The organism is Nemorincola caseinilytica (assembly GCF_039540515.1).
Classification (GTDB): Bacteria; Bacteroidota; Bacteroidia; order Chitinophagales; family Chitinophagaceae; genus Nemorincola; species Nemorincola caseinilytica.
On record NZ_BAABFA010000019.1, the window covers coordinates 41428 to 64485 of the forward strand.

General features: G+C 45.7%; 24 protein-coding genes, 1 tRNA gene and 1 pseudogene. 12 read left to right on the forward strand and 14 right to left on the reverse strand.

Annotated elements, in window-relative coordinates:
• The first annotated feature begins 8 nt into the window (after positions 1-8).
• A complete protein-coding gene (locus ABD843_RS12995; protein WP_345083837.1) occupies positions 9-1241 on the forward strand; it encodes a NupC/NupG family nucleoside CNT transporter in 1233 nt (410 codons plus the stop codon).
• 10 nt (positions 1242-1251) lie between these two features.
• Here the strand turns inward: ABD843_RS12995 and ABD843_RS13000 are convergent, their stop codons facing one another.
• The 9 genes from ABD843_RS13000 to ABD843_RS13040 all read right to left on the reverse strand — a co-directional run bounded on the left by ABD843_RS13000 (position 1252) and on the right by ABD843_RS13040 (position 10808).
• Complete coding sequence (locus ABD843_RS13000) at positions 1252-3090, reverse strand: PspC domain-containing protein (protein WP_345083839.1); 1839 nt, start codon at positions 3088-3090, stop codon at positions 1252-1254.
• A 22-nt stretch (positions 3091-3112) separates the two neighbouring features.
• Entirely contained in the window at positions 3113-3472 is a 360-nt protein-coding gene (locus ABD843_RS13005) for a PadR family transcriptional regulator (RefSeq protein WP_345083841.1), read from the reverse strand.
• A 229-nt stretch (positions 3473-3701) separates the two neighbouring features.
• Entirely contained in the window at positions 3702-4733 is a 1032-nt protein-coding gene (locus ABD843_RS13010) for an LLM class flavin-dependent oxidoreductase (RefSeq protein WP_345083844.1), read from the reverse strand.
• 71 nt (positions 4734-4804) lie between these two features.
• The gene (pyrF, locus tag ABD843_RS13015; RefSeq protein ID WP_345083846.1) at positions 4805-5605 is read right to left on the reverse strand and encodes an orotidine-5'-phosphate decarboxylase; all 801 of its coding nucleotides are present in this window, start codon (positions 5603-5605) and stop codon (positions 4805-4807) included.
• A gap of 164 nt (positions 5606-5769) precedes the next feature.
• Positions 5770-6156, reverse strand: a complete 387-nt coding sequence (locus tag ABD843_RS13020; RefSeq protein WP_345083848.1) for an iron chaperone — start codon at positions 6154-6156, stop codon at positions 5770-5772.
• A gap of 156 nt (positions 6157-6312) precedes the next feature.
• Positions 6313-6669, reverse strand: coding sequence for a hypothetical protein (locus ABD843_RS13025; protein ID WP_345083850.1), 357 nt, complete (start codon positions 6667-6669; stop codon positions 6313-6315).
• Between the two features lie 57 nt (positions 6670-6726).
• Positions 6727-7338 (reverse strand): outer membrane beta-barrel protein, encoded by a 612-nt coding sequence (locus ABD843_RS13030; RefSeq protein WP_345083852.1) that lies wholly within the window; start codon positions 7336-7338, stop codon positions 6727-6729.
• A 200-nt stretch (positions 7339-7538) separates the two neighbouring features.
• Entirely contained in the window at positions 7539-9437 is a 1899-nt protein-coding gene (locus tag ABD843_RS13035) for a DNA topoisomerase IV subunit B (protein ID WP_345083854.1), read from the reverse strand.
• Between the two features lie 147 nt (positions 9438-9584).
• Positions 9585-10808, reverse strand: coding sequence for an NAD(P)-dependent oxidoreductase (locus ABD843_RS13040; protein ID WP_345083856.1), 1224 nt, complete (start codon positions 10806-10808; stop codon positions 9585-9587).
• A 79-nt stretch (positions 10809-10887) separates the two neighbouring features.
• On the opposite strand from ABD843_RS13040, the gene ABD843_RS13045 reads away from it, so the two are divergent.
• Together ABD843_RS13045 and ABD843_RS13050 are read left to right on the forward strand one after the other, a co-directional pair.
• Complete coding sequence (locus ABD843_RS13045) at positions 10888-11418, forward strand: iron-sulfur cluster co-chaperone HscB C-terminal domain-containing protein (RefSeq protein WP_345083857.1); 531 nt, start codon at positions 10888-10890, stop codon at positions 11416-11418.
• 6 nt (positions 11419-11424) lie between these two features.
• Positions 11425-11511, forward strand: a tRNA-Leu gene (locus ABD843_RS13050).
• A gap of 523 nt (positions 11512-12034) precedes the next feature.
• On the opposite strand, the pseudogene ABD843_RS16430 reads toward ABD843_RS13050, so the two are convergent.
• The 4 genes and pseudogenes from ABD843_RS16430 to ABD843_RS13065 form a co-directional block, all read right to left on the reverse strand.
• A pseudogene (locus ABD843_RS16430) lies at positions 12035-13027 on the reverse strand (recombinase family protein); the annotation flags it as partial.
• Positions 12972-13235 (reverse strand): hypothetical protein, encoded by a 264-nt coding sequence (locus tag ABD843_RS13055; protein ID WP_345083859.1) that lies wholly within the window; start codon positions 13233-13235, stop codon positions 12972-12974. The pseudogene ABD843_RS16430 and the gene ABD843_RS13055, both read right to left, overlap by 56 nt.
• Positions 13236-13339: 104 nt before the next feature.
• Entirely contained in the window at positions 13340-13555 is a 216-nt protein-coding gene (locus ABD843_RS13060) for a hypothetical protein (RefSeq protein WP_345083861.1), read from the reverse strand.
• Positions 13556-13611: 56 nt separating this feature from the next.
• Complete coding sequence (locus ABD843_RS13065; RefSeq protein WP_345083862.1) at positions 13612-14643, reverse strand: helix-turn-helix domain-containing protein; 1032 nt, start codon at positions 14641-14643, stop codon at positions 13612-13614.
• A 266-nt stretch (positions 14644-14909) separates the two neighbouring features.
• Between ABD843_RS13065 and ABD843_RS13070 the strand changes: the two genes are divergently transcribed.
• The 9 genes from ABD843_RS13070 to ABD843_RS13110 are packed head-to-tail and all read left to right on the forward strand — an operon-like array spanning position 14910 to position 22609.
• Positions 14910-15560 (forward strand): TetR/AcrR family transcriptional regulator, encoded by a 651-nt coding sequence (locus ABD843_RS13070; RefSeq protein ID WP_345083864.1) that lies wholly within the window; start codon positions 14910-14912, stop codon positions 15558-15560.
• Between the two features lie 47 nt (positions 15561-15607).
• Positions 15608-16885 (forward strand): TolC family protein, encoded by a 1278-nt coding sequence (locus ABD843_RS13075; protein ID WP_345083866.1) that lies wholly within the window; start codon positions 15608-15610, stop codon positions 16883-16885.
• 17 nt (positions 16886-16902) lie between these two features.
• A complete protein-coding gene (locus ABD843_RS13080) occupies positions 16903-17802 on the forward strand; it encodes an HlyD family secretion protein (protein ID WP_345083868.1) in 900 nt (299 codons plus the stop codon).
• Between the two features lie 3 nt (positions 17803-17805).
• The gene (locus tag ABD843_RS13085; RefSeq protein WP_345083870.1) at positions 17806-18723 is read left to right on the forward strand and encodes an ABC transporter ATP-binding protein; all 918 of its coding nucleotides are present in this window, start codon (positions 17806-17808) and stop codon (positions 18721-18723) included.
• Positions 18713-19459 carry an ABC transporter ATP-binding protein gene (locus ABD843_RS13090; RefSeq protein ID WP_345083872.1) on the forward strand — a complete coding sequence of 249 codons (747 nt, stop codon included), beginning with the start codon at positions 18713-18715 and terminating at the stop codon, positions 19457-19459. Before ABD843_RS13085 ends, ABD843_RS13090 begins: the two co-directional genes overlap by 11 nt.
• Before the next feature lie 2 nt (positions 19460-19461).
• Positions 19462-20568, forward strand: coding sequence for an ABC transporter permease (locus tag ABD843_RS13095; protein ID WP_345083874.1), 1107 nt, complete (start codon positions 19462-19464; stop codon positions 20566-20568).
• A complete protein-coding gene (locus tag ABD843_RS13100) occupies positions 20565-21686 on the forward strand; it encodes an ABC transporter permease (RefSeq protein WP_345083876.1) in 1122 nt (373 codons plus the stop codon). Before ABD843_RS13095 ends, ABD843_RS13100 begins: the two co-directional genes overlap by 4 nt.
• Before the next feature lie 7 nt (positions 21687-21693).
• A complete protein-coding gene (locus tag ABD843_RS13105) occupies positions 21694-22068 on the forward strand; it encodes a hypothetical protein (RefSeq protein ID WP_345083878.1) in 375 nt (124 codons plus the stop codon).
• Positions 22069-22078: 10 nt separating this feature from the next.
• Complete coding sequence (locus ABD843_RS13110; protein ID WP_345083880.1) at positions 22079-22609, forward strand: YceI family protein; 531 nt, start codon at positions 22079-22081, stop codon at positions 22607-22609.
• A 66-nt stretch (positions 22610-22675) separates the two neighbouring features.
• Here ABD843_RS13110 and ABD843_RS13115 read toward each other — a convergent pair whose 3' ends face one another.
• A complete protein-coding gene (locus ABD843_RS13115) occupies positions 22676-22942 on the reverse strand; it encodes a hypothetical protein (protein ID WP_345083882.1) in 267 nt (88 codons plus the stop codon).
• Positions 22943-23058: the final 116 nt, after the last annotated feature.

Sequence of the window (23058 nt, forward strand, 5' to 3'; positions counted from 1 at the left end):
AACAGACAATGGAACGTTTTACCGGCATCATAGGCATATTACTGATATTGGGAATAGCATTCCTTTTCTCGAACAATAAACGACGCATAGACAGGCGGCTAGTGCTGAGCGGGCTGGTGCTGCAGATAGGCATAGCCCTGCTGGTGCTGAAGGTGCCCGCGTTCAATCAGTTCTTCCAGGGTATGGGACGCGCCATGCAAAAGCTGGAGAGCTTTGCCAGGGAAGGCGTAGCCTTTGTATACGGCGGCCTCGCGGCCATAGATGCCAATGGCAATGCCGTGAACTATGGCATAGCGCATGTGTTCGTCTTCGCGTTCAACATCACGGCCACGGTAACGCTGCTGTGTGTGCTGGTGGCCATACTGTATCATTTGCGGGTCATGCAGTTCATAGTATCTATGGTAGCCAGAGTGATGCATGTAGTGATGCGCGTGAGCGGTGCCGAGGCACTGAGCAATGCGGCCAGCGCCTTTGTAGGGCAGGTAGAGGCACAGGTGATGATACGCGCCTACCTGCCTACCATGACGGCCAGTGAGCTGCTGGCATCTATGAGCGGCAGCCTGGCCTGCATATCGGGCAGCATACTGGTGGTATATGCCAATATGGGTGTGCGTGCCGACCACCTCATAGCCGCCAGCCTGATGGCCGCACCCGGCGCGCTGGTGATATCGAAGATCGTATTTCCCGAAACAGAGGCGTCGCCCACTATGGGCACCGTGAAACTGGATGTAAAAAGCGGGTATACCAACCTGGTAGATGCCATAACGCATGGCGCGGCCGATGGCTTCAAGATATCGATGAACATGATAGCCATGCTCATAGCCTTTATAGCGCTCATAGCCATGGTGAACTGGGGCTTGCATCACATATCGCCCGGCCTCTCGCTCGATACGATATTCGGCACCTTGTTCTACCCCATGGCGTGGGCCATGGGCATACCCACTGCCGATGTACACAATGCTGCCACCCTGCTGGGGCAAAAGCTCACCATCAATGAGTTCGTGGCTTTCCGCAGCCTCACCAATGGCACTGTGCCCATCATCACGCAAAAGGGCCTCACCGTAGTATCTATAGCCATATGCGGCTTTGCCAACTTCAGCAGTGTAGGCATGCAGATAGGCGGTATAGGCTCCATAGCCCCCGAACGCCGCACCGACCTTGCCAAACTGGGCCTGAAGGCGCTGCTGTGCGGTACGCTTGCCTCCTACCTTTCGGCCTGCATAGCCGGCATACTGCAGTGATGCAGCACGCTTACTGCACTATGCTCACATTGGTCTGCGCCGTGTCGGTCGGTTGTTTCAGGCCACCCTCTGTCATTATGTACTCGGTATCGGTGTCTATGTCGTCATGGTCCTGCCAGTGGCGCTCATAGTTCCTTTGCCTGCGGGTGTTTATGGTATACCAGCTATAGTTGTCCACCGCTTCGCTCATCCTTATCCTTTTGCCTACAGGCACCTCTACCGTCACCAGTACCTGCTGGTTACGGAATTTATCCCTGCTGCTGATCACGAACCCATCGGCCAGTCCTATCACGCTATCCTGCTGTGTTATATCGAAGCCGAAATGTTCTGCCCGCTGCCTTGCCTCGCTGCCTGTATTGCCCCTGCTGGTGCGTGTGCGATATACATGAAAAAGTGTGTCCTGGCTCTTCTCTATGTTCACTCTTACATTGTTCAGCCACAGAGAATCATCGCTGATGCACCTGAAGGGCGCATCGTTGTTAGCACCTTCGCCGAACCACCTGTCGTGGCGGGCATGGTGGTTGTTGCCGGTCTTGTTCACATCTATATACAGTACCCCGGCAGATGGCTGCTGTATAGCATACACATCCTCGACCTCGCCTATGGTGCTGAAGCCCCTCGCCAGCGTACCGGCAGTGATGATGATACAGGTGATACCCGTGAGCCACAGCCCCGTGAACACATAGCCCAGGTAGTGGCGGCGTGTGTGTACCCTCATCATCCTGCGTATCATCCATACCACTATGGCCAGCAAGGGTATACCCAGTGTGAGCACAATGCCTACCCATGCCAGTGTATGCTGGCCCTCGCCATAGAATATGAAATTGGTAAAGGGCAGAACAGCAGCCCCGGCGAACAACAGTGCTATGAGCACACCAAAAAGGCTAAGGGCTATGCAACCCGCTATGAGCAGGAAAAAGGCCTTGAACAAAGTGCCTATCACACGGCCGAAGCCACGTCCGGCACGGCGACCTGCGCTCACGGCCTCACCTGCACGCGCCTGTGTAGCGGCCTTTATGCTGTTCATGTCTATGCGCTCGCCACGCATCTCCATACGTTCTGTGGCACTATGTGCATAGGGCACTACTGCCCATAGTATGGCATATAGTATGAACAAAGTACCCCCTACCGAACCCGCGAATATACCCGGGAAGCCATGGCCCCAACCCATAGAGAACCCATCGCCCGAGGAAATGGCTATGGCTACGGGTACCACCACTATCGTGCGCAGTATCCAGCGGTCTACACCGAAGTAGGCGGCCAGGCCGCTGCACACACCTGCTATCATCTTGCCCTCCCTGTCGCGGAAGAAACGCCTTGTGGACTGTGACCGCAGGCTGCGCGATGGCACCAGTATCCACAGCAGCACATATACCCAGAACAATGCGCCCGCCAGCAGCACGAACAGTATACGCACTATGGTAGGATCTATACCGAAACGCGCAGCCAGCCCACTGCACACACCTGCTATCAGGGTATCGTCGCCATTGCGGTACAGGCGGCCCTTCCATGCATCCTCGCTGTTAGGCGGCGGCGTGCTGGTGTGCGCCTGGTTTTGGCTTTGCCCGGGGTTCTCTTCCGCATCTGCAGCGGCTATATCCTCCAGGCGGCCTATGCTGTCCATCACCGCGTTCACATCGGCCATACCTATGCAGGGCACACCCTGTTTCAGGCGGTCGCTCAGCAGCTCGGCTATGCGGTCCTCTATATCGTTCATTATCTCCTCGTGGCTCTCCTCTTTGGCAAAGTGACCACGCAGACCATCTATATATCGTTTCAGGTGGTCATAGGCGGTCTCTTCTATCGCTATCACCCTGCCCTGAAAGTTTATGTTTATTATCTTTTCCATTGTTGTTGGTTTGTGTGGTAGGTTATTGTTGGTCGGTGATGGGTGGTAAAGAATTCTCTTTGCTCTTTAGCGTGTTCACGGCATAGGCCAGTTCGTTCCAGGTATCTTCCAGCTCTTTGTAGAATGCTATACCCTGCTCTGTGAGCGAAAAATATTTGCGCGGCGGCCCCGAATTGCTCTCTACCCAGCGGTAGGTGAGCATACCTGCGTTCTTCAGTCGGGTCAGCAGGGGGTATAGCGTACCCTCCAGCACTATCATCCGCGATGCCTTCATTTCTTCTACTATATCGCTGGGGTATGCCTCTCCCCTTCTTATCACCGACAGGATGCAGAATTCGAGTATGCCCCGGCGCATCTGGCTTTGTGTGTTCTCGATACTCATTTGGCTCCTTGTTTAAATGGTTATTCCTGAATTCTGAGACAAAACTATGCATAATTTTAGTACTATGCAACACATAGTACTATCTATTTAACACTACAATGTGATAAATGCTACTTTAGGGTGCACACAAGAATGGGAAAAACAGACCGGGACGGCCATATATTGACCGTCCCGGTAAAATACCCTGACTCGACCTCACCCTCCCCGACGGGGGAAGGATGGGGAGGAGCTACCCTATCGCGGCCCTTACCATAGGTGCTACCTCGGTACCAAAGAGGCGGATGGAATTCATCAGTTTAGAATGCGGAATATCCCCGGCTATGGTCTGCGCCAGGAAACGGGTATTACCGAACAACTGGTACTCAGCCACTATCTTGTCGGCCACCTCTTTTGCGGTGCCCACCATCAACGAGCCCTTGGGCGACCGCATGTATTCGAACTGCTCGCGCGTGAGGGACTGCCAGCCACGTTCACGGCCCACTTTGTTCATCAGCCTGCTGTATACGGGCCAGAACTCTTCGGCCGCCTGCTGTGAGCTCTCAGCTATATACATGTGTTGATTTATGGCCAGTTGCAACTGGCTGCTGTCACGACCTGCACGCTCTGCGGCCTGCCTGTATAGTTTGGTCAGTTGGGTAAAATGTACAGGGTCGCCACCCAGTATGGCTATGGTGAGGGGCAGCCCCAGGCCACCTGCACGCACCACCGATGCCGGTGTGCCGCCTACAGCTATCCATACCGGCAGGCGCTGCTGGTATGGCCGCGGGTACACACCCAGCCCGGGTATGGAAGGCCTGTGCTTGCCCTGCGAGGTCACCACTTCGTTATCGTTCAGTTGCAGCAGCAGTTCCAGCTTTTCGGTAAAGAGCTCATCATAATCGTCCAGGTCGTACCCGAAGAGCGGGAAGGATTCTATGAATGAGCCACGGCCTGCCATTATCTCCGCACGGCCCTTTGATATAAGGTCCAGCGTAGCGAAATTCTGGAACACGCGCACAGGATCGGCAGAGCTAAGCACGGTCACAGCGCTGGAAAGCCTTATATGCCTGGTGACCGCAGCCACAGCCGCCAGTACTACCTCTGGCGCCGATACCACATAGTCGGGCCGGTGATGCTCTCCCAGTGCATATACGTCCAGCCCTGTCTCATCGGCCAGTATGGCCTCCTGTATCAGCTCTGCCACCCGCCTTTGTGCGCCTGTGGCATGGCCGCTTATATGTTCTGCTGCTATCTCTCCGAATGTGCTTATGCCTAGTTCCATATAGCAAAGGTGCGCATTAATGGCGCACCCCTATTTATATAGCCATACGATATAGCTATAGAACGCGGTCACTAAAAGTATACCGCCATCTCCTGCTGGTATTTGCGTGCGGCCTCATGCACCTGCGCAGCAAAGCCCTCGCCACTGCCTGCATAGATGACCCCGCGCGATACATTGATGAGCACACCCGCATCTTTATTGAAGGCATTGCGGCATACGGTATCCACATCGCCGCCCTGTGCGCCCACACCCGGCACCAGGAAGAAGTGATCGGGCAGCAATGCCCTCACCTCCTGCAACTGCTCTTTGCGCGTAGCGCCTATCACGAACATGATATTGCCCGGCGTACCCCATGATGCTACCGTCGTCAGCACCCTTTCGTAAAGTAGCTCATTACCACATTGCTGTAGCTGGAAATCGGCGCTGCCAGCATTGGAGGTAAGGCCTAGTACTATGGCCCACTTGCCATCGAACTGCAGGAAGGGCTTTACGCTGTCCGACCCCATGTAGGGCGCTACGGTAACACTATCGTAGGGATATGTATGGAAAAAGGTGCGTGCGTACTGCTCCGATGTATTGCCTATATCGCCGCGCTTGGCATCGGCTATGGTAAAGATATCTTTGGGAATGTAGTTGAGCGTACGCTCCATACTCTGCCAGCCCTTTACACCCTGCGCCTCATAGAAGGCGGTATTGATCTTATAGGCCACGGCGAACTCCTTAGTGGCATCTATGATCCCCTTATTGAAAGCGAATGCAGGGTCTTCCTCCTGCAAAAGGTGCCGGGGTATCTTGGCAAGGTCGGTATCGAGGCCAACGCATAACACAGAGCGTTTGGCGAATATGTTCTTTACTAATGCTGCGCGATCCATGCCGTAAAGATATATCAGCCCGGGCATTTGCAGGCCTGCTGCTGTAAGGACATCAATTATAGTATCCTTTTATTCCGACACACCCGCGCGACCGCGCGGACATTGACACTCCCTCTCTCTGGGAGAGGGCCGGGGTGAGGCTAAGCACGGGCATTTGCAAGGGCTTATCCTCTTTTGGCCTTTGCTTTTGCCTTCTCAGCATTCTGCTTTATACGCTGCTTTACAATGCGTGTTATGAGCTGCAGCGGCATTGGCTGGCTAAGGGGGAACTGCACAGATCCCCTGCCTGTTTTGTACTTAGACAATACCTCTTTGAACGCCTCATCGTTCACAGGTGCGGGATAGAACCCTATATGGTTCTTATACCCGGCAAAGTATACCAGGTTGCCATTGAGCACATAGGTGGGCATATCGTACTTTATGGTCTCCTCTGCGGCTGGCGCGGCCTTCTGTACCGTAGCGCGCACCTGCTGCAGTACCGCCTGCACTTCCGGGGGAAAGGAGGCGATGTATGCATCTACGTTTGCGGGCTTTCCGGGTTTAGCTACCATGTTGTTCTCCTTTTATTTCTTTAGCGTTACTTATTAAGAAAGCCGCTGTCAGGCGGCTTTCTTTGGTAAATATACGGTACAGGACCATTATCACTGAACAGATACTTTATGCCCCCATTTGTGCTCGCTGGCCTGTACAAAATGTCTTAGCGATCATCAGAACGGCGGATGGAAAATGTACTGCGACACATAGGTAGCAGAATCCACACTGTCGTTCACCACTTTGTCGGCAAATATCATGATGTTCTTATCTATCTGTGCTGCCTCATATGCTACCATATACTTTTCTCCTTCGGCCAGCTTCTTGTTTATAGGCACTTTGCGGCTGCTACCCTCGTATCGCCTGCCATTCACATAAAAGAAGTAAGTGGTGCCCGACCGCCTGAGGATGCCCGCATCGAAAGATATTACCGTACCCACCGCATACGATGGATTGGAATATACAGGCGCCTTGGTACAGCCCGCCATACAGGCGCACAGACCGCATAGAAGTAAAATGTATCGTAAGGCCATATAGATGCGGAGTGGGTATATCATGTCGAAAAAAAGAGGGTATCTATGGGTGCAAGATCAGTGAATGAAGCGATAACCAAGCGCGAATTGCAGGCCAGAGTTCCTCCATCTGCCATAGTAGGGAAAGTCTACACCGTTCACATTCAGCAGGCCATGCACATAACGCGCACTGGCGGTAAGACGTGGCAATACCACCACCTCTGCACCGGCCACCAGCGATATATCATTGCTCTGGAACCATAAACCGCGTACGTTGGAGCCCGAACTCATATTCCTTGCCGATATCATGCGGGTATACTGCGGCCCCGCCTGCAGCCATACCACATCAAAAATGTTGTACTGCACCAGCAGGGGTATATCCAGGTAAGATGTTTTAAGGTCGGCATGGTAGGGAAGATAGTCCAGCCTGGCCATCTTTGCCAGTATCTCTACCCTAAAGGCCCATTGCCTCTTCGTGAGGTCGGCATAGATACCAGCCATAGGCATCTGCGAATAGCTGCCACCGAAAATAGTACTGCCGAACGTACGCTGCATATTGAGACCGGCCTTGATGCCCAGGGTCACATCGGGAAATGTTCGGTGTATCCTCGTCGATAACCCGAACTGGGCATAAACGTTGTGTGATAACACAAGTGCCGCCAGTACTATTACAAACTGTGGAAGACGCATCGGGCGTATGAGTTTTGTATAAAGATAGTAAGGGAATGTGACAATGCGATAATACGGCAATACCACGATGCAGGAAAAGAAAAGGTCAAAAATCGAACGGATACATTTGCTTTTTTACCTGATGCCAAATTCCAAATACCTAATTCCTAATTCCTAATTCCCGATACCTAATTCCCGATACCTAATTCCTCACCACTCCATTACGCCTCTACCTCTATACCCAGCTCCTCGGCCAGGTCTTTCTCTATGCGCAGGTTGTTGATGATGAACTGCTGGCGGTCGGGGGTGTTCTTGCCCATATAGTATTCCAGCAGCTTTTGTATCTGTGCATCCTGCGTCAGTAGCACAGGGTCTTTGCGTATATCGTCGCCTATGAACTGTGCGAACTCCTCGGGGCTTATTTCTCCCAAGCCTTTGAAGCGCGTTATCTCGGCTTTGGCGCCTATCTCGTTTATGGCGCGCTGCCTATCCTCGTCGGTATAGCAGTATATGGTCTTCTGCTTGTTGCGCACACGAAAGAGCGGCGTCTGCAGTATGTATATATGGTTGCCACGCACCAGGTCGGGGAAGAACTGCAGGAAGAAGGTCATGATGAGGAGGCGTATGTGCATACCATCCACATCGGCATCGGTGGCTATCACTATGTTGTTGTAGCGCAGCCCTTCCAGCCCTTCTTCTATGTTCAGCGCATGCTGCAGCAGGTTGAATTCCTCGTTCTCGTATACCACCTTCTTGGTAAGGCCATAGCAGTTCAGCGGCTTACCCCTCAGGCTGAAGACCGCCTGTGTCTCTACACTGCGGCTCTTGGTGATGCTACCGCTGGCGCTATCGCCCTCGGTAATGAATATGGTCGATTCCAGTTGCTTCTGCTGGTACTCTTCGCGGCCTTTTGTAGGGGGCTCTTCATTCAGGTGTATGCGGCAGTCGCGCAGCTTCTTGTTGTGCAGGTTGGCCTTCTTGGCGCGTTCGTTGGCCAGTTTGCGTATACCGCTCAGTTCCTTGCGTTCACGCTCACTCTGCTCTATACGTTTCTTCAGCGCCTCGGCCACTGCGGGGTTCTTGTGCAGGAAGTTGTCAAGGTCCTTACCCAGGAACTCTGCCACAAAAGCCTTCATCGATGGTCCACCATCGAATACATACTGTGAGCCCAGCTTGGTCTTTGTCTGCGACTCGAACACCGGTTCCTGTACACGAACAGAAATTGCAGCGCAAATGCTCTGCCTTATGTCCGATGCATCATAATCCTTCTTGTAGAACTCGCGCACGGTCTTTACGAATGCCTCGCGGAAGGCCGCCTGGTGCGTACCACCCTGCGTGGTATGCTGTCCGTTCACGAATGAGTATATATCTTCGCCATAATCGCCGGTATGGGTCATGGCCACCTCTATATCGGTACCCTTCAGGTGAATGATGGGATAGCGCAGGTTGTCCGGGTTGGTCTTGCGTGTCAACAGGTCCAGCAGGCCGTTCTTCGATACATAGTTCCTGCCGTTGAAGTGTATGAGCAGGCCCGCATTCAGGAAGCAGTAGTTCCATACCTGGTTCTCCAGGTACTCATGCAGGAAGTGGTAATGCTTGAACACAGTATCATCGGGGCGAAAGACCACCAGTGTACCATTGTTCTCTGTAGTATCGGCCTCCTTATATTCTTTGGTGAGTACTCCCTGCGCAAATTCGGCCACCTTGGTACGCCCTTCGCGGAAGGATGCTACTTTGAAGTACTTGCTCAGTGCGTTCACCGCCTTGGTACCCACGCCGTTCAGCCCCACCGACTTCTGGAAGGCCTTGCTATCGTATTTGGCGCCGGTGTTTATCTTGCTCACTACATCTACCACCTTGCCCAGGGGTATGCCGCGGCCATAGTCGCGCACGGTCACCTGGCCATCGCTCACGGTCAGCTCCACACGCTTGCCCTGCCCCATAGCGAACTCGTCTATACAGTTGTCCACCACTTCCTTTACCAGCACATATATGCCATCGTCCACGCTGCTTCCATCGCCCAGCTTGCCTATGTACATGCCCGGGCGCAGGCGTATGTGTTCGCGCCAATCCAGCGAGCGTATACTGTCTTCGTTATATTGTGGTATCAGTTCTGCCATTATCGTGGTATAAAGTAGAAAGTATAAAGTAGAAAGCTTTTCAGTAGATAGTATTTAGTAGACGGTCGTTGGTCAAATGTAGGCAGCATGGCGAATATGGTCAAAAGTTGTACGCCCCATATATCCACAATTTCTGCCGGTAGCCTGCTACGCACTACCCTGATGGGCGAGGCCTGCATAATCTGACAGATATTCATATTTCTTCGTCAGCTTACCGTCCTGACATATGGTGGCACGGCGCAGTATGTCGCTATTGGGGCTCAGCACCTCTGGCAGTACATATTTCTCAAAGTGTACCCCGAAGTATTGCGATGCATCGCACGGCAGCTCATTGGGCAGGTTGTCCACGGCCATTATATCTATGGTGTCTTTGGTATTCAGGAAGGGCGCTACCTGCTGCAGGCTGTTGCGGTCTACCCCGAACACGGGATCGGCTATGGTGGTAGAATCGTATGTGATAGGTACCGACCCATCCACATCGCAGCTTATATCGGCTATCACCCTTATGCGCCAGTCGTGGCGTTTTATATCGTCCTTCTCAAAGAGGCGTGCTATACGCTGCTCCCAGTATATACCGTTCATCAGTATATCTGTCTGGTTCACATAGGCCGAGAACAGGCATTTATACATCTCCGGGTGCGCATGGAAGTCATCGCGGTGGAACATATCATTGTCCTTGCGGGCATACAGGTCTCCCCCCTTCAGGTGGGTGAACACAGGATACTCGTACTGGTGGGTCAGGTAGTCCATGGGCTCTACCTGCTCTATATCCAGCTGGCGCATCACATCCAGCACGCCCGATGCCACCTTGCCCGATCCCGTTACCACTATCTTGATGTTGGGCATTTTTATGGCCTCATAGGCATGTATCAGATCCTGGTAGCTTTTCACCTTGTGCGCCGGCGGCAACTCGTACAGCCCATGCTTGCGGCCATAGGTAAGCAGGCCATTGTGGGCACCTACTATACCCGCATACATACCAAAACCCAGTATGCGCTGCTCATCGCTATGGGTAAGGCACTCATAATCTATCATGCGTATCCGCTTTTCTATCATAGCCCGCATCAGGTCCTTGTTGTGCGGCTGTTTCTTTTTGGTATGCGAGAAGAAGAAATAGGTCTTGCCGGGAATAAGATGGTCTATAGGCACCTCTTTGATACCCATCAGTATATCGCGGTCGGTCATGTCGTTGCTCAGGGTTATGCCTTCTGCCATGTATTCGGCATCGGCAAAGCAGCGGTTGGGCGATGGTTCTACGGTTATATTTATGTTGGGGTACTTATCCATTATGTACCTGCACTGGTGTGGCGTGAGCGCCACACGCTCATCAGGCAGCTTTTTTCTTTCGCGTATCAGTCCTATTCTCAGCATGTGCTAATTTTGCCGCAAAGATACGCTGCTACCAGCGCCGCGCCAAAGAGCATACACCCATCACAAAAGCCGAACATACATGACGAACTATTTCGAACTATACCACCTGCCGGTGAGTTTTCACCCCGACCAGGCAGCTGTGAAAAGTAAATACTACGAGCTGAGCCGCCTGCACCACCCCGACCGCTTTGCGGCCGCCGGTGGCGATGCCATGGCAAATGCCCTGCGCGATGCCGCATACAACAACGCGGCCTACAAGACCCTGCGCGATGCCGATGCCACCATGGCATATGTACTGAAACTGCACGGCATGCTGGAAGAGGAAGAGAAATATACCCTGCCCCCTGCCTTCCTGATGGAAATGATGGACCTGAACGAGGCAGTAAGCGACATGGAAGACATGCCCGGCAACGAAAACACCCGCGCCACAGCACAGAACAGCCTTGCAGAGCAGCTACAGCAGTGGGACGCCACCACCGCTCCCCTCACCCATCGCTACGATGCCGGAGAGCACGATAATGCCCTGCTAGCGCAGATAAAAGACATGTATATGCGCAAAAAATACCTCTTGCGCATACAGGAAAGAATAGATACATTTGCCACCCGCTGAGTACAAGCCTCGATGGCGGAACTGGTAGACGCGCTAGACTCAAAATCTGGTTATCGCAAGGTAGTGCAGGTTCGATTCCTGTTCGGGGCACCAAACAGGAAGGGGAGCTAGATTTTTTTAGCTCCCCTTTTTTATTTACGCTGAAAGCCTTGCTAGTAGCGATAAGCATGGGCATTACTCCATCTTCAATGTTGGTTCGAAGTTGGTTGTTTTCAAAAACGAGCTTTTTAGGGAACATCGAACCAATTATCTTGTTTTTTAGCTCCAAATCCGCTTCAGTCAAGAGTTCTGCCATATTCATCAAAAAGTATATGCCGAACTCCTGTATTTCCTGCTCTTCTGGATTTTTTTGATTGATAGAGGTTTGCGCTCTAACTAACTTCTCCAGTTCCGGCTGAAGTCTAGCTTTAATGCTTCTGTATTCAGATGCATCTAAGTGGCCGTCCAACATCAAAGTTTGTGCATTATCCAACCGGCTACGGTAGATTTGAATTTCTTTTTCGATTTTCTCAGCTTGCGCTTTTTGATCAGCATTTGTTTGTTTGTGCAAATTCGATGTGAGAGCATTTATCGTTTGTATCAGTTTTTTGTTATTGCTTACATCCCTCAATGCCTTTAAAAATATCTGATTTAAATTCTCAGCTTTTACTCTCTCCTTGCATCCGTCAAAGCAATGGTAGTAATAGTATTTACCCCCATTTCCACTTGACCCGCTTCCCGTCATTGTTTTCCCGCAAACTCTGCAAGTAAGAAACCCTCGAAGTGGCAACTGCTCTTGTTTAGTCCGCCTCGCAGGCATTCCAATTTTCTTTCTACCGAGCAGAACATCCTGAACATCATTAAAAACATCCATTGAAATTAATGGCTCGTGTTTGCCCTGGACGACCGTAGTTTCTTCATCCTTGTAGGCTGGGATTACAATTTTGCCAACGTAAAAAGGATTTCTTAGCATTGACCAGAATGCGTTCCTCGTTATTTTTAATCCTTTCTCATTGAACATTTTTCTTACAATGTCAATTGGATATTGGCCGGTCGCAAAAAGCTCAAATGCTTCTTTAACTAATGGCGCATTTCGGTCAAACAGGACAATCGGTCTGTTGTTTTCATCTCTTTTGTTAGCATAACCTATGGGGGCTAGATTTGCCCATTGCCCATTTTTCAAGGCTCTTCGCATACCGGCAATTGTATTCAATGAGCGCCGATCATTCTCAACTTCAGGAGTAGTTAGGTATATCGCAAGCATTATCTTGTTCTCTGGCACGCTTAGGTCAAGAGGTTGTTCTATAGCTTGTGGTTCTACCTTGTGCTTGTGCAGAGTGTTAATCATGTTATACGCTTCGGGCGCATTACGAGAAAACCTATCCCATTTTAAAAAGAGCAGTAAATCGACTTGTTCTTTGTTCTTTTTGAGAAAATCGAGTAAGCGATTAAATTCTGGACGTTCAAACGTCTTAGCAGAATAATCTTCCTTGAACAGTGCGACAACTTCGATACCGTTTACTGCACAATGGTTACGCAAGCGATCCTCTTGGTGATGAAGGCTATGCCCCTTTTCAGCTTGCTCGTCTGTACTCACCCGGATGTATAGTATTGCTCTCTTTTGCCTCATACGACCTTGAATTAGATTTTCTGTTTTTTACAATTTTTACTACTGCCTGCATAATTAGGTATGCAAATTCCCTCATGCGTGTTAGTTGAAGTTCGGTGTGTTGCGTTTGTTCGTCATCCCAGATGTTCCGCATAACCTCCAAAGAAATTTTTTCATTTGCATCTTGCTCATTTATGCTGGCAATCTTCGCTACTTTCTTACTTTTCACCTTAGTTCGTTTCTCTGAACCTACACTAGGTGACAAGGTGGATTGTCCGCGTTTGGGTCAAAGTGGACAGTTGTTGCCAATACTTCCACCACAATCCCCATAGATTACACTTCTTGCATGTTTTTGGGAAACCCCAACTTCTTAAAAATCACTTCCATTTGTTTCACGGTGAAGTATCGACCACGTTTTTCGCCAATCTCAGCCATGAAGGGTTCAAGCCATGTTTTGAAAGTACGCTGGCTAACTCCATAAAGTGTTGTTAGCTCTTTGTAGTTGTACGGCCTTACATTGATTGATGTAACATTTTCATTTCCTACCATAATATATCGCTTTAGAATTTACCACTTGATGGGTTGTGAATGTAGAGGCAGCAATTCTATCCATAAATTTCGATGAACTCATCGGTATGAAGATGGAGCAAGGCTGCTATACCATTCGTGTCCAGCTTCTGTTTTGATTTCACTTCGCTGATCCATCTTCTTATTAGCTCAGGTCTTTCTATGTCAATATCAAGTTCTACAGGCTCTCGCCTCCGCAATTTCTGTTCGTTAAATTGCTGTATCAGGTATCTCTTCTGATTGGGTGTTAAGAAGCCAAGATCATCGGCCCGATAAAGTAGTGAGATCATAGAGGCTTTCCATTTCGTTTTTAAATGAGCAAGCAAAGGCAAGGTAATCCCAGCCTCAAAGTCTTTCCTTATTTCGTTTTCAGGCATCAAGAACTCTGCTGCGAAAAGGTTCGCTTCATGGGCAATGTCTCTTTCCCAATCCACTTTAAAGGCAGTATGCATTAGCAAGTGTCCAAGCTGATAGGCCAATGAAAATCGCTGACGGTCTCCCAAAAGCGTTTTATTGAAGATAATTACCGGGTATTTAGCGTCTGTTATAATACAACGGCTATCAACCCGCTCTGTACCAAAATCAAAACAGGCAATAGCTATACCATTATCCTCCAATAACTTTACAACATTGGGTATAACTGGAGTATTTATTTGCCAAGTTTTTCTGACTTTTTGGGCAATAGCTTGAGGGGTGTTCTTTTCTGACACTTCGAAAAGAGGTAATTCAGGTTTGGAAACCGGAAGTACTTTCAATAAATGTTCAACATGAAAACGTATTATGTTGACCCTTGCATTTATAGGCGTGAGTAATCCGGCTGAAACTTTATCCCGACGGCGATATACAAGATGTTCTGGATAAACCTCGTTTTCTTGTCTAAAGAATGAAATCGGATAGTTAGTTATTTCAGCAATCTGACCAAGCGTTTCGTCTTTTATTCCTATGTCGCCGCTCTCAATCTTTCCCATGTTTTGCTGGGACATACCTACTCGGTTCGACACTTCAAGTTGACTGAATCCCCTTGATTCTCTTGCCAATACAATTAGTCCCTTTGATACTTTTTCTGCCATTTTCTCTTACTATGTCGGGTCAAAAGTAATTATATTTTGCAAATACGCAAAAAAAGTATCAAAAAATATCATCAAAAATTACGAAAATCGATCGTATAGCTTGCTTTAACGATACCCCTTAGTTGAGCATTCATTCGTTATCTTTTCCATTTTAATAGTTTAAATTTTTACAAAACAGCATCTTATGAAGTGCATTAAAAATTATTTGTTCGACAATTAATCGTTTGATTAATTTATTTGCTTAAATCAAAATAAAGCAAGTAATTTTGCGGCGAGTACTTGATGAAGATATGTTTGATAAGATTAGTAATGAGGGAATGGATACCACAACTGAGTGGAAAATAAAAAATGCGGCGCGTTCTGTGTTCCACAGGAAAGGGTATGCTGCAACCAGAACAAGGGATATTGCAGAAGAAGCTGGGATCAATATTGCACTTCTTAATTATTATTTCAGAAGTAAGCAAAAGCTATTTGAGCTTATCATGTTTGAAACCATGCGTGATTTTTTGCAAAATATGTCGTTGGTCTTTAATGACGAAAAAACAACATTGGAAAAGAAGGTTGAAATTATGGCGGACAAGTATATAGACTTCATAACAAAAGAACCGGAAATCCCCCTATTTATAATGAGTGAGATAAGGAACGATCCGGATAAGTTCCTGGAACGTTTGCCAGTCGCAAATTTGATAAAGAATTCAGTCCTTATAAAGCAACATCAACTAGCGGTTGAAAAAGGAGAATTGAATGAGCCCAACGTCCTTCATTTCATCATAAATATGATGAGCTTAGTAATGTTCCCTTTCATTGCGAATCCGATGCTAAAAAAAATCGGCAATTTGGATGACTCTTCATTTAATACACTTATGCAAAACCGCAAAAAGCTAATTCCGAGCTGGATAAAAGCCATGTTTACGTAGTATTTTTTTTGTCATGCGATTAAATAAATGATTAAAACAAGAAAATAATGGTGAAAAATCTTACGAAAAAATTGGTAATGGTAATGTGGTTTTTAGCAAACACCACTGCTTTTGCACAAGGCAGCTCTACGCTGACGCTGGATAGCTGTCTAGCGCTTGCCTCGCGCAATTTTCCACTTATAAAACAATATGCGTTGATTGAAAAATCTAACGAATACACCATCGCAAATGCTAACAAGGGATACTTGCCGCAATTCAATATAAACGGTCAGGGCACCTATCAATCTGAGGTAACCCAAATTCCAATAAGCCTGCCGAATGTTACTATAGAACCTTTGAGCAAGGATCAGTATAAAATTTACGGTGAAGTATCGCAGCCATTAACTGATCTGTTTACGATACGAGATCAAAAGGAATTGCTAAAAGTAAATGCGCGAATAGATGTGCAAAAAACAGAAGTTGATATATATAAACTTAAAGACCGAATAAATAATATATTTTTTAGCATACTGCTACTTCAGGACCAAATAGAACAATCGAATCTTCTTAGAGGTGATATTGAAAGCGCTGTAACAAAAACTAATGTAGCGATAGCAAACGGGGTAGCATTGAAAACTTCGGCAGACAACTTAAATGCAGAACTGTTAAAAACCGACCAACGTATTATTGAATTACAGGCTAACAGAAAGGGGTATATCGATATGCTTTCTCTTTTTGTGGGACGACAAATAAATGTTGGTGATATTTTCGAAATGCCAAAACCACAAATATTATCCACCAGCCAAATAAACAGGCCAGAATTGCGACTGTATGACTTGCAAAAAAATACGTTTGACATCCAAAGTAAACTTATATCCAATAAAACCCTACCAAAGGCAAGCTTATTTCTACAAGGTGGATACGGCCGACCCGCACTTAATATGCTAAGCAACGATTTCAAAACTTATTACATAGGTGGAGTGCGTTTTAGCTGGAATCTCAATAGCTATTATACGCTGCGTAATGAAAGAAGATTGCTTGAACTTAATAAGGTTGGCATAGACGTACAACGGGACGTATTTCTATTCAACACAAATCTGACGTTAAAACAACAAAATTCTGAGATCCAGAAAATACTGGAGCTCATCAATACAGATCGGGAAATTATAGTGATTCGCCAGCGTATAAAAGAGGTTACTAAAAATCAATTGGAGTTCGGAGTGGCTTCGACAAATGACTATACAACGGCAGCGAACGCACTTGACCTAGCCGCTCAAAACCTCATTTTACATAAGATACAGCTGCTGCAAGCGCAGTATAACTTTCAATTCACCTCAGGCAATTAAACATAAAATTAAAAACAATGACTAAAGGGATCAAAATAACAACGATATTCTTAAGCATCATGCTATTTGCTGCCTGCAAAAACGAAGAGAAATCATTTGACGCATCAGGCGCTTTCGAAGCTGAAGAAACAATCGTTTCCGCCCAAGCTACCGGTAACATCAACGAACTTAATATTCAAGAAGGGCAGGCTTTGAGAGCTGGCGATATCATCGGCTATATAGATACTGTCCAGCTATACCTCAAAAAAAAGCAGTTAGAAACTCAAATCACCGCCTTACTAAAGAGAAAGCCTGACGTAAGCGTACAGCTTGCTGCATTAGAAACACAACTTGCAACAACAGAAAGAGAACGGGCGAGGACTATCAACCTTCTAAAAGGAGATGCTGCAACCCCAAAACAGTTAGACGATATTAATGCCAACATAGCGGTCATTAAAAGACAAATCGAGGCTCAAAGGTCATCTCTGAGTATATCAAACGAAAGTTTCAATAGCGACACAAGACCACTCGCTGTTCAGATTGAGCAGATAAATGATCAACTATCTAAAAGCAGAATAATAAATCCTATTAATGGCACAGTCCTGTCTAAATACATGCAAGCACACGAGATGGCATCGCCAGGCAAAGCGATATATAAAATTGCCGATCTATCGACCATTATCTTGAGAGCATATATATCCGGCAACCAGTTGCCCAATGTAAAACTTAACCAAAAGGTGAAAGTAAATACGGATAATGGAAGCGGAGGGTATAAAGAGAGAGAAGGAACGATCATATGGATAAATGATAAGGCGGAGTTTACGCCGAAAACCATTCAGACTAAAGACGAGAGGGCAAACATGGTTTATGCAATAAAGGTGAAAATTGCTAACGACGGTAGTTATAAGACTGGGATGTACGGGGAATTAAAATTCTAAACTATGATCGACGTAGTACTTGACAATATCGTTAAGACCTATAACAAAAATAAAATACCCGCGGTTAATGATGTTTCGTTCTCTGTAGGAAAAGGAGAATTATTTGGATTGATAGGCCCCGATGGTGCAGGCAAGACGAGCATCTTTCGTATCCTAACTACATTACTTTTGGCTGACAGTGGTACCGCCTCCGTAAATGGGCTTGATGTAGTCAAAGACTATAAAAAAATAAGGAGTAAAGTTGGTTACATGCCGGGACGGTTTTCACTTTATCAGGATCTCACCGTAGAAGAAAATCTAAGGTTCTTCGCAACAATATTTAATACTTCCATTGCTGCAAATTACGATCTTATTAAAGATATATACGTTCAAATAGAACCCTTCAAAGACCGAAGAGCCGGCAAACTATCAGGAGGAATGAAACAAAAACTTGCTCTGTGTTGTGCATTAATACATCGGCCAACTGTTCTGTTTTTAGATGAGCCTACCACCGGAGTAGATACTGTTTCAAGAAAAGAGTTCTGGGAAATGCTTCAACGGTTGAAGCATCAGGGAATTACAATTTTAGTGTCTACCCCTTATATGGATGAGGCCACTCTTTGTGAGCGGATAGCTTTAATGCAATCGGGTACTATAATGTCCATTGATACTCCTCAAAATATTACGAAGCAGTTTCCAGACAATTTGTATGCAATACGAGCCAAGAATATGAGTAAACTTTTGAATGACTTGCGCCACAGTCGATTTGTCAAAAGCAGTTTTGCATTTGGAGAATTCCATCACATTACCTTAAAGGAAGAGAATACCAACGAGCAATTAGTAAAGGAAATGCGCGAGCATGGCAATGAAGAAATTAACATGACAATTGCGATGCCTACAATTGAAGACTGTTTCATCAAACTTATGAACAATGACAAATGACATCGTAATACATACCGAAAAGCTCACTAAACGTTTCGGAGATTTCATCGCAACAAATGAGATAACGTTCGACGTATACTCCGGCGAGATCTTTGGATTTCTAGGTGCAAATGGTGCAGGCAAAACTACCGCTATGAAAATGCTATGCGGGCTGTCTCGGCCATCATCCGGCAATGCTACAATTGCCGGTTATGACATTTATACAGGCACTGAAAAAATAAAGAAAAATATTGGTTACATGAGTCAGAAATTCTCTCTGTACGAGGATCTGACGGTGATGGAGAATATCGAATTTTTTGGTGGCATTTACGGATTAACAAAACGAATATTGAAAGAAAAAGGACAGTCACTTGTTGAAACTTTGGGAATGCAACGAGAGGCGAAAAAATTGGTGGGCGACTTGCCTTTGGGATGGAAGCAAAAATTGTCCTTTTCCGTTGCAATTCTACATGAACCGAAAATTGTTTTCCTTGATGAGCCAACTGGTGGTGTTGATCCAATTACACGACGACAATTTTGGGATCTTATATATGACGCAGCTGACAAAGGCATCACAGTATTCGTAACTACTCACTACATGGATGAAGCTGAGTATTGTAATCGGATTACCATGATGGTTGATGGTGTAATTAAAGCACTGGACTCGCCTACTAAGCTAAAACAACAATTCTCCGCCACTACAATGGACGAAGTATTCTTCGAACTCGCGAGGGGCGCAAAACGTAAAGCCGATTAACTATGAAACAATTTTTGACGTTTGTCCAAAAAGAATTTTACCACGTCTTCAGAGATCCAAAAACATTGCTATTGCTTTTTGGTATGCCAATAGCGCAAATCGTTTTATTTGGATTCGCATTAACTAACGAGATAAAAAATTCAAATATAATAGTATGCGATTATGCGAATGATCAAGCATCTCATCGAATCATAACTCAATTGCAGGTTAGCAAAAACTTTGATGTAACAAAGTCCATACTTAGCCATCGGGAAATAGAAAAAGCATTTAAGACTGGCAAAGTAAAACTAGCCATTGTATTTCCCTCAAATTTCAATAGTGATCTATTGCATTTAAACAAAGCCCAGATTCAGATCATAGCGGACGCATCCGACCCTAATACTGCGAGCACACTAACCAGCTATGCAACAAATATTATTATGCAGTATCAACAAGAGATAACGGCCGGATCAAAAGTTCCACTTCAAATTAATACTGATGTACGAATGATCTACAATCCTGAGCTGAAGGGCGTATACAACTTTGTTCCCGGTGTAATGGCGCTTGTGCTGCTTTTAGTTTGTGTTTTAATGACTTCAGTATCTATTGTGAGGGAGAAGGAAACCGGAACAATGGAAATACTGCTGGTGTCACCTTTCAATCCTATCCTAGTTGTTATAAGTAAAGCTGTTCCTTACTTTGTGTTGTCGCTGGTTAATCTTACCATCATTTTAGTATTAAGCTCAACCCTTATGGGAATGCCAATAAATGGCAGCATCCCTTTATTGTATTTCGAAAGCTCACTGCTAATACTTTGTGCGTTGTCTCTAGGACTTCTTATTTCTAATTCAACAGACAGTCAACAAACAGCAATGTTGGTTTCGTTGATGGGGATGTTATTGCCTACTATGATGTTTACCGGTTTCATGTTCCCCCTCGAAAACATGCCACGAGCTTTACAGATCGTCGCTAATATAGTACCGTCTAAGTGGTACTATATTACCATTAAATCAATTATGATAAAAGGCTTGGGATTAAAGGCTATTTGGAAAGAAACAATTATCCTGGTGTCTATGACATGCTTTTTACTGATTGTTAGCATCAGAAAATTTAAAATCCGTTTAGCATGAGAACACTTAGCTATTTGCTGAAAAAAGAATTTCGTCAGATTTTTCGCAACACTATGATCTTGCGGATGATTATAGCAATGCCACTAATACAACTTCTGGTAATGCCATTGGCGGCGGATTTCGAAATTAAAAATATCAATATTTCAATCGTAGATCACGATCATAGCACATATTCTACTCGCCTCACGAATAAGATAATTGCATCTGGTTACTTTAAACTTAACGACTACAGTAATTCCTTTGCCCAGTCATTTCGAGAATTTCAAAAGGATAATTCAGACCTAATTCTAGAGATACCAACAAATTTTGAAAATGATCTTATACGCCGAAACGCTAGCAATTTGTCCATTGCAGTAAACGCAATCAATGGAACCAAGGCTTCAGTAGGCAGTGCCTATTTAACCAGAATAATTTCTAGCTATAATTCTGATATTAGGATGAGTTGGTTGCAATCCCAGCGGAACGCCGTTAGTCCCACAATAGAAGTGACTAATCTCAACTGGTATAATCCGTTTTTAAATTATCCGTTTTACATGGTACCGGGTATTTTAGTAATACTTGTGACGATGGTCGCATCATATATGTGTGCACTAAACATTGTTAAAGAAAAGGAGGTAGGCACTATTGAACAAATAAATGTAACCCCTATAAAGAAGCATATTTTCATATTGGGTAAAATGATTCCTTTTTGGATAATAGGAAACATTGTCTTTTCCATTGGTTTATTTGGTATCGCAAGGTTTGTTTATCACATAGTTCCAATCGGATCAATCTTGCTGATGTATTTATTTCTATCGATTTATTTGATAACACTTTTAGGAATTGGTCTGTTGATATCGACGTATTCAAGCACTCAACAACAAGCCATGAGCTTAGCGTTTTTCTGTATGATGATCTTCATGCTGATGAGCGGGCTTTTTACGTCTATTGATAGTATGCCAGCATGGGCACAGTCGATTGCTAAGGTAAATCCAGTAACATATTTTATCGACGTGATGCGAATGGTAGTATTAAAGGGAAGCGGTTTTACGGATATACTACCGCAACTAATTATCATTTCAATTATGGCTATGTTTTTCAACGCTTGGGCAATCCTGAACTATAAAAAAACATCGTAGATACGATATGAAGAAGATACTCATTTCTTTCGCTTTTCTGCTAATTTCTGTAGTGAATGCCATAGCGCAAAGTAGTGATGTTATTGTTGGAAATTGGTACAGTAAGGAACTCAGTGGGTCGACGATGCATGTTTACAGAACTAAAAGTGGAAAATGGGCCGCTCAATTAACAGCATCGGAAAAAAAAGAATGGATAGGCAAAATACTCTTTGATGACTGCACCTTTGACTCAAAAGACAATTGTTATAAAACGGTGCTCGCGCCACCTAACCAGCCCTTTAAGATAAACACAAAAATCTACATAACGGAAGGTAGTTTGACAATGGTCGGGAAAAAATTATTCCTATCTAAAACATTTTATTGGATAAAATTAAACAACTAAATATTAAATCATGAAAAAGACAACATTGATGCTGGCAGTACTTGCCTTTTTAGTTTTGTGTTCTTATGTAATGCCGCAAGGCAGTGAATGGAAGTTGAAAGACGGCTACTCCATCAAATTCTCCAGTGATAATCCCTCTGGCGTTTTCAATTCAATGACAGGAGTTATTAATTTCGATGAGAATAATCTGTCGAAAGCAAAATTTGAAATTCAAATTGAGGCCGCATCTATCAATACAGGTAATGGGTTGAAAAATAAACATGCAAAAGGTGAGCGCTTTTTTGACGTAAAAAAATATCCCTATATCTATTTCAGATCTACGTCAGTTACGAAAAGTGCGTCAGGTTATGTGCTAACCGGGAAATTGAAGATCAAGGAAACCGAAAAGGAAATTTCTATTCCCTTTACATTTAGGAATAACGTTTTCTCAGGTTCTTTTTCGGTTAATCGACTGGACTATGGTGTCGGCCCTGAGAGTGGCATGGCCGGCAAAGCATCAAAAATCTTATTGATCGACATATCAGTTCCCGTCACAAAATAACTTTATGAAACAAGCTTTTTACCAAGCGGTTCTTTGCTCCATTTTGGCAATGGCGGCTGCAGACATCTATAAGGTAATATATTGCTCCTCATTGTCTGTAGATTTCTCAGTTATAATAAACGAAAAGTCAATCGCCTTAGCATCATTAGTGGGATGTTTCATCATCTCTTTTGGATATTTATTCTTTTCGAGGATTGCGAACAAAAATGTCGATGCCTGGTTTAACGTTATCTTACTCGTTTTAACGTTCGCATCGCTAGTTTCATCTTTTGCTGTCACTCTACCATTATCAGTAGAAATGCCAGAACTATTTCCTGGCTTGTCAGTACCCATGCATTTCTTTCCTTGTCTGTTCTGGTTAGCTACAAAATCTTCCTTTATGAATGGGAATGGTAAATACCGGCATACTTTAAGTTGAGTAGCTGCGCAGCAAAACCAGAATAGCAAGA